Source organism: Actinophytocola sp., assembly GCF_036378875.1.
Taxonomy (GTDB): domain Bacteria; phylum Actinomycetota; class Actinomycetes; order Mycobacteriales; family Pseudonocardiaceae; genus Actinophytocola.
Map to the genome: position 1 here is coordinate 1 of NZ_DASUVO010000122.1, position 7,463 is coordinate 7,463.

The 7,463-nt window shown below is 67.7% G+C and carries 7 protein-coding genes and 3 pseudogenes; 5 read left to right on the forward strand and 5 right to left on the reverse strand.

The genetic code is table 11. The features are described 5' to 3' along the window. Positions 1–113: transposase (locus tag VF106_RS35300; protein WP_330844290.1), on the forward strand; the 113-nt coding region annotated here is incomplete at its 5' end. 127 nt (positions 114–240) lie between these two features. On the opposite strand, the pseudogene VF106_RS35305 reads toward VF106_RS35300, so the two are convergent. Together VF106_RS35305 and VF106_RS35310 are read right to left on the reverse strand one after the other, a co-directional pair. Then, positions 241–741 (reverse strand): annotated as a pseudogene (locus VF106_RS35305) (histidine kinase); the annotation flags it as partial. 136 nt (positions 742–877) lie between these two features. Beyond that, positions 878–1,423, reverse strand: a complete 546-nt coding sequence (locus VF106_RS35310) for an RICIN domain-containing protein (protein ID WP_330844284.1) — start codon at positions 1,421–1,423, stop codon at positions 878–880. Between the two features lie 123 nt (positions 1,424–1,546). Between VF106_RS35310 and VF106_RS35315 the strand changes: the two genes are divergently transcribed. From VF106_RS35315 to VF106_RS35330, 4 genes are all read left to right on the forward strand, one after another. Next, positions 1,547–2,005 (forward strand): helix-turn-helix domain-containing protein, encoded by a 459-nt coding sequence (locus tag VF106_RS35315; protein ID WP_330844285.1) that lies wholly within the window; start codon positions 1,547–1,549, stop codon positions 2,003–2,005. After that, entirely contained in the window at positions 1,974–2,534 is a 561-nt protein-coding gene (locus VF106_RS35320; protein ID WP_330844286.1) for a hypothetical protein, read from the forward strand. The genes VF106_RS35315 and VF106_RS35320 overlap by 32 nt, the downstream gene beginning before the upstream one ends. A gap of 11 nt (positions 2,535–2,545) precedes the next feature. Further along, a complete protein-coding gene (locus tag VF106_RS35325; protein ID WP_330844287.1) occupies positions 2,546–3,715 on the forward strand; it encodes an MAB_1171c family putative transporter in 1,170 nt (389 codons plus the stop codon). A 494-nt stretch (positions 3,716–4,209) separates the two neighbouring features. Beyond that, a complete protein-coding gene (locus VF106_RS35330) occupies positions 4,210–4,596 on the forward strand; it encodes a hypothetical protein (RefSeq protein WP_330844288.1) in 387 nt (128 codons plus the stop codon). A 1,173-nt stretch (positions 4,597–5,769) separates the two neighbouring features. Here VF106_RS35330 and VF106_RS35335 read toward each other — a convergent pair. From VF106_RS35335 to VF106_RS35345, 3 genes and pseudogenes are all read right to left on the reverse strand, one after another. Continuing rightward, positions 5,770–5,913: pseudogene (locus VF106_RS35335) on the reverse strand (IS256 family transposase); the annotation flags it as partial. A gap of 9 nt (positions 5,914–5,922) precedes the next feature. Then, positions 5,923–7,128 (reverse strand): IS30 family transposase, encoded by a 1,206-nt coding sequence (locus VF106_RS35340; protein ID WP_330844289.1) that lies wholly within the window; start codon positions 7,126–7,128, stop codon positions 5,923–5,925. A 49-nt stretch (positions 7,129–7,177) separates the two neighbouring features. Next, a pseudogene (locus tag VF106_RS35345) lies at positions 7,178–7,463 on the reverse strand (transposase); the annotation flags it as partial.

Below are 7,463 nucleotides of genomic sequence, written 5' to 3' on the forward strand. Positions count from 1 at the left end.
CGCACCACAATGGACGCACCGAGGGCGTGAACACCAAGACCAAGCTGCTCAAACGACAGATGTACGGCAGAGCCAGCCTTGCTCTCCTGCGCCACCGCATCCTCCTCGGATAACACCACCACCGAAAGTGCGACAGAGCCGATCATGAGACAGGCCCATCGTCCGGCGGAAGTCGACACCCGCGAAGCCCGCAGCGATCTCGTCGACCTCGGCCAGAGCGAGCGGCGACCGGTCCGCCTCGGCGAGCCGGTCCAACTCGGCGAGGACCCGTCGACCCTCGACGGCGGCGTGCCGAACCGCCTGGGCTGCCAGGTCTGGGTCGGACAACCGGGCCGCCGCGCCCGCCGACACCACGATCGACGTCAACCGGTGCGCGGCCACGTCGTGCAGCACGGACGTCAGCCGCTCCCGTTCCGCCGCCGCGACCTCGGGTACCGCCGCCGCGGCAGCGCGGTGCGCCGCAGTCGCGGACCGAACGGCCCACCACCGCCTGCACCACCGGCCCAACGCCCAGATCGTGGTCACCACCCCGGCCGAGACCAGGCACCCACCCGCCGTGAACCGCAGAGGTGCGCCGGACCCGACAGCGATCCCCGCACCTGCGAAGAGCACGGCGGCCATCCAGACCAGCGTGACCCGCGCCGTGCAGCGGCAGGCCAGGACGAGCGGGCCGATCACGACGACGCCCACGCTCCACGTCCACGGGCTGCCCACCACGAATCGCACGCTACGGGACGCCATCGTGGTGTTGATCGGTGGTTTGCCCGGGAAACGCCGACTGGGTCTACCGCAGGACCCAAGTCGAGCTGCTCGTGCTCGACCACCGGATGAGCCGGGGGCGCTGGACCACCCCTCTGGTCCCGCGCCCCCGCTTGGATCACCAGGTGAAGCCCCAGTACTGGTCCGGGAAGTCCAGGCAGGTGAACTGGACGACCTGCGCGGCCTCGCCGTCACCCCGGACCAGCAGGCACTTGCCGCTGTTGACGTTGCGCAGCTGGTACCGCGAGCCGCCCTTGTCGATCCGCTGCCAGTACTGGTCCACGAAGTCCAGGCAGGTGTACTGGACGGCCGGCGCGTTGTCCGCGCCGCCCTGGACGAGGAGGCACTTGCCGCTGTTGTAGTTCACGAGCTGGTAGCGCGAGCCGCCCTTGTCGACCAGGCTCCAGTACTGGTCGGGGTAGTAGGCGCACTGGGTCTGGACGACGGGCGCCCCGTTCGCGTTGCCGCGGACCAGGAGGCACTTGGAGCTGTTGGCGTTCTCGACGAAGTACAGGACGGCCACCGACTTGCCTGGTGCGGCCTTGGCCGACGACGACGGCGAGGCCGCCGGTTGGACGGGCGCGGCCACGGCGGCGGGCGTCGAGACGACCAGCGCGGCGATGCCGCAGACGGCGAGGACTAGACTTCTGAAACGGCTGGACATGACTCCCCCTCAGCTCGGTTACGCTGATCAATCTAGTGAACCGGCAGGTCAGGTTGTCAAGTAAAGTTTAATGAACACGTGTGATCGTGGTCACCCGATCGCCCGAGGCAGTGAGGAGCGGTCGTGTCGCCTTCGGAGAGCCGGCGGACCCTGGCGCAGGCGCTGACCACGTTGATCGAGAAGAAGGCCGAGCGCGACGGTGAGAGCACGGTCACCGACCAGGTCATCGGCGAGCACATCGGCAAGTCGCGCACGACGGTGTGGAAGCTGCGGACGGGCCAGGAGGTCAACCCGAAGATCGAGACGCTGGAGGCGCTGGCCCGCTACTTCGGTGTCCGGGTGAGCTACTTCCTGGACGAGGACAGCGCCGCCGTCGCCGACGAGCAACTGGACTCGCTCACGGCGGCCCGGCGGTTGCGGGAAGTGGCGGAGACGCACGGGGTCCAGGGCATCAACGCCCGCCTCGGCAGCCTGTCGGCGGACAGCCTCGCCACGGTTGCCCGGCTGATCGAGCGACTCGGGGAATCCGAAGGGGGGCAACCACCTCAGCATGGCCGATCCACCCCGTTCGGAAAGGACTGACCTGACGGCTCTTCGCCGACTGGTCGAGCGGGAACTGGACACGCTCGACTGGCCCGTGCCGTTCGACATCGACGCGCTTCTCGGCCAGATCGGGGCAAGGCGCGGGAAACCCCTGTCGCTGTTCCCCGCGGCACTGCCCGCGGACGGGCCGAGTGGACTGGTCATCGAGCGGGTCGACGACGTGGTGATCGTGTTCGACGACGCCCTGCCACTGCTGCAACAGGAGCACGTCATCATGCACGAGGCCGCGCACGTCCTCTTCGGACACCGCGGGACGGCTCTGGACGACCTCGCCGGGGAGGGTTTGTCCGAACTGGACCCGGAGTTGGTGGACCAGGCCCAGCGGATCGTCCACCGGGACGGGTACTCCAGCGCGGACGAGACCGTGGCCGAGATCGCCGCCGCCCTGATGTGGCTCCGGGTCGGGGCGGCCCGCAGCATGATCCCGCCGCGCGCCGCGCCTGCCGAGGTCGCGGAGGCCAACGCGCGCTTCGCCGCCGCCCTGACCCGGCGGGGGCGAGTCACCTGATCTCACCCATCGTGGTGGTCATCGCGCTGAGCACCGCGGGCTGCGCGGCCTACATGGCGCGGTCGCTCGCCCTCCAGCCGGCCAACCGGGCCCTGCGCGCCGCGTGCCTCGCCATGGTCGCCCTGCTGCTCGCCATCTGCGTCGGCATGGTCACCGGGGGAGCCGAGGCGGTCCACCCGATCACCGCGCTCGACTGGTGGCTTTCGGTCCTCCAACACCTGCTGATCATGGCCGCTCTCCACCTGGCGGCGGTGTTCTTCGTCCACTCGGTGCACCCGGAACCGGTGGCGACGGCCGTGGTCCGACGCCACCGCGCGGTGCTCGTCGCGGCATCGGCCACGGCCGTCGTGTTCGCCGCGCTCGCCGCGCCGCCGGACTACTCGGCGGGCTTCGTCGCCCGTTACGTGGACGCCCCGCTCTCCTCGTTCTACTTCATCGCCTTCTCCGGCTACGCGATGGTCCTGATCACGGCCGCCGCCTCGCTGTCCTGGAAGTGGTCGCGCCTGGCGGACGACCCGTGGATCCGCCGCGGAATGCTCATCGGCGCGGCCGGGGACTCGGTCGGCGCCGTGTACTGCGCGGTCAAGATCACCTACGTCCTCCTCGCGCGAGTCGGCGTCTCGCCAGGGGTTGGCGAGATGACGCTCACGGGCCCGCTGATCCTGGTCTGCGTCCCCCTCGGGCTCATCGGGCTGACGGTCCCGGGCTGGGGTCCCCGCCTGACGGCGGTGGCCCGGTGGGCGCGCGGGTATCGCGCCCACCACCGGCTGCACCCATTGTGGTCCGCGCTGACCGAGCGGTTTCCCCACGTGCGGATGCCGCTCGGCCGCTCGTGGCTGGGCGGAGCGTGGGACGAGAGGTGGGCGCCGCACCCGCGTGACCTGGACCTCCGGCTGCACCTGCGCGTCATCCAGATCTGGGACGCCCGCCGCGCGCTGCTGGACTACTGCGACCCTGCCGACTACGAGGCGGAACTCCGACGTGCCAGGGCGGACGGCTTGACCGGTGACGCGGCCGCTGCCGCCGCCGAAGCGGCGATGCTGGCGTCGGCCTTGCGACGGGACGTTCCCGTCGGCGGGGACAAGACGGGCATCCCGACGGGCGCGGGTGGCACCGATCTCGCGGTCAACCTGGCCTGGCTCCGTCGCGTTTCCGGCGCGTTCGGCAGAACGCGCGCGTGATGTGCGGCAGGTGGGATTCTTGACACGGTAGGGGTCACCGGCCCAACCCCTGCACCGTCCGCAAGCCGAGAACGATCACGCTCGTGGTGGCAACCGCCTGCGTTGGGCTGAGAGCGTCCCGTCGAGCACCTCGACCGAGCCTGGCCGGGCATCGATCGTGCAGCCAGTCGACGGGATGAGGGCGGAGGAGTTCGGCCGGGTCCACCACCTGTCCAAGGCGCAGTTGGCCGCTGTGGTCGACGAGCTGCGCGCCGCGAGTGCGTCGCTGGGCGAGCTGCTCGCCCGTGCGGGGCGGCGTCGCCCTCCGGGTAGTCCGCCGCGCGTCACGAGGTGGGCAGCAGTGTTGCGGTTGTCGGTGGTGGAGGTCTTGTCGGATGGGACGTTCCTGTCGGTGGTGGTCGAGCCGACGCTGCGTGGGGTGGGTCGGGAGCGGGTCCTGGCGGCGGCGCGTGCCGGTGAGGTTCTCGACCCCGTCGAGGACCCATGTGGTCAGGGTGATCGAGTACGACGTGCCCGACCGGGTGGGCAACGGTACTGGCGAGTTGATCGTGTTGTTGTCCACGATCACCGATCCGGTCGACGCCCACGCCGACGAGTTGGCCGCGGCTTACCATGAGCGGTGGGAGGAGGAAACCGCGAACGACCAGCTCAAGACCCATTTGCGTGGTCCTGGGAGGGTGTTGCGGTCGCGGTTGCCGGATCTGGTTCACCAGGAGATCTGGGCCTGGTTGATCGTGCATCACGCGATCAGTGCCGTGATCGCCAAGGCGGCGGAGGCCGCTGATCTGGATCCTGATCGGATTTCCTTCACCAAGACTCTGCGTCTGGTCCGTCGTACCGCCACCGGTACGGCGGACATTCCCCCCTCGGGACTGGGGTGAGGCGCTTCCCGGCTTGCTGGCGGGTGTGGTCGCCTTGCTCAACCCGGAGCGTCGTGACCGGACCTGCCCACGCGCGCGCAAACGCGCCCGCCACAACAGCTATCGCGTCAAGAAACCCGGTGAACCGGGCAGCATCCGCCATGGCGGGCCGGCCACTGTCAGGATCCACGCCATCACCTCGCGAGCAGCATGATCAACTTACGCTACGTGGCATTGGGCTTGGGTTGGGCGGTGTGGATGTGGTTGGGCGGGTTGGTGAAGACCATCCGGCCGGTCTCAAGCACGCGGAACAGCGATCGCAGTGCTTGGCAACGCGGCGACGTAGCCGACTGTCTTCGCTAGCCGATGGTCGAGCCCGCGCCCGCAGCTCATGACTGCGCCACTCGCGCTGCCCGCCGCATACAGGCTTGCCTCGTTGGCTGGCAGAGGACATTCGGCCGGTTGTGATTCCGGTGGTTGCCAATAGTTCGGCGGCCGAACCAGGTCTTGAGGACTTGGTCCTGCTCGACCCGCAGCCGCGGCCAGGGCCGCCTCCCGAGGCTGGCGAAGATGTCGCGCGGCTCGATGAGGGTCTTGCCGGCGTTGGGATCGATGGCGCTGAGGTCGAGGGGCACGTTGGCCTCCGGAGGCGACGAGTGGTTAACTCGTCCATTTTGCCTGGGTGGTCAAGCAAGTTTGATGCGGCCACTGTCCGATCGGTGGCGCTTGCCCGCCCGCGTCACGGCATATAAGGACAGCATTGCTCCGACGTGTGATTCACGAGAACGCTCAGCGTATGGTGGTGGATAGCGTCGGAAAATGAGTTCACTCCAGAGATAATTGTCGAGGAGGCTCGGCGACTGTGGGAACATCTTCGCCCCGAATGAGTGCCGTCGACACATCGGGCCCGCGTTACCTCCTGCGGAAGCAGGATTTGACCGGCGATTTCACCGGGGATACGTTCGCGGACTTGACAATGCTTCGCAACTACGGTGAGCCGAGAACGAACAGGGGCGGCGGTAGCGCCAAGGACGATGGTCGGGCGCGTGGACTATTACCCTCCGGGGCCGCATCGGTATCGCCGCTGGCGACCTCTGGGCCGACTGAGACGGTAAACACGACGCCGACAGCACGGACGTGACCCTCGAACCATAGCCGGGCCTGTCTCATGATCGGTGTGTCCGGCGTTGTTGATCAGTAGGTTTCGGCTCCCGGCCAGCGGTCACCGAACGTGATGGCGAACGCGTTCAGTACGGGCTTCCATCGCATCGTCCATCGGGTGCGGCCTGTGCCGGTTGGGTCCAGGCTGCGGGTCACAAGATACAGACACTTCATCGCGGGGCGGATTCAACTGGTGAACGCAACAGTCGGTGGTTGTGGGTTGGATAGTAGTTGGTCGAGGGCTTCTGCCGGGGTGCGCCAGGCGTGTCGTTTGCGTGGTCGTCGGTTGAGTTCGCTGGCGACGAAGTCGAGGTAGTCGCGGTGATACCCGGAGAGGTCAGTTCCCTTGGGGAAGTACTGACGTAACAGGCCATTGGTGTTCTCGTTGCTGCCACGCTGCCATGGTGAGTGGGGGTCGCAGAAGTAGATGTCCAGCTCGGTTGCCGCGGCGATGTGTGCGTGGTTGGACATTTCTCGCCCCTGGTCCCAGGTCAGGGTTCGTCGCAGCGTGGCGGGCAGCGAGCTCATGGCCTCGACCATTGAGTCCTGGACCTCTAACGCCCCGTGAGCGTGGGGCAGGTGCAGCAGCAGCACGTATCCCGTGGCCCGCTCGACCAGCGTGCCGATCGCCGACTTGTTCTCCGTGCCGGTGATGAGGTCACCCTCCCAGTGGCCCGGGACAGCCCGGTCCTCGACCTCGGCAGGACGCTGGCTGATGCTGACCATGCCGGCGATCCGGCCGCGACGCTCCGCTGCCTTACGACGGGGTTTACGCAGCGCTCGACCGGTGCGTAAACAGGCCGTCAACTCCCGCTTCAACGCGCCGCGGCCTTGCACATACAGTGCCCGATAGATCGCTTCGTGGGACACCCGCATCTCCACATCATCAGGGAAATCGATCACCAGGCGTCGGCTGATCTGCTCCGGGCTGTCCTTGGCTTGCAACTGCTGCTGAACATGCTCACGCAACCGGTCATGTCGCGCCAGCAACGAGATCTTCGGACGCCGAGCACGCGCCTCGGCTCCGGCCTGAGCGACCGAGGCCCGGTACCCGGTCTTGACACGAACGGTGCCGCGGGACAACTCGCGGCTGATCGTGGACGGCGCGCGACCCAGCGCACGAGCGATCTCGCGGACGCCCTCGTTAGCGGCCCGGCGACAACTGATCTCCTCTCGCTCCGCAAAGGACAAACGTGAAGTCAATTCCCCGGCAACGGACACAGCGACGGGCACAACGTCAGGCATCACACCGCCAGCCTCGCGGAACCACCGCCACGCCACCGTCTTCGACACACCCGCCACACGCGCGGCGTCCTCGAGCACCTCACCACCGCGGATCCCAGACCAGAACCGTCGCCGGACCTCGACCGGCAACCCAGGACGACCCCTCATCACGCCTCACCTCACGAACAGGTGTTGCGCCGACCAGTTGAATCCGCCCGGCCTGTTCGGTCGGGAAGTGCCCGCGAGCGCGGATCGCCCGCCGATAACGGGCGTTCAGTGATTCGATCGCGTTAGTGGAACAGATCATTCGCCGGATCTCGAGGTCATAGCCGAGGAACGGTATGAACTCTTCCCAGGCATTGCGCCAGAGTCGGATCATCGCTCCGTATTTCTTGCTCCACTTCTCCTCGAGTTCGTCAAGTGCGATGAGGGCGGCGTCGGGATTGGGTGCGGTGTAGATGGGTTTGATGTCCCGCTTCACCGCGTCCCAATCCTGACGGGCA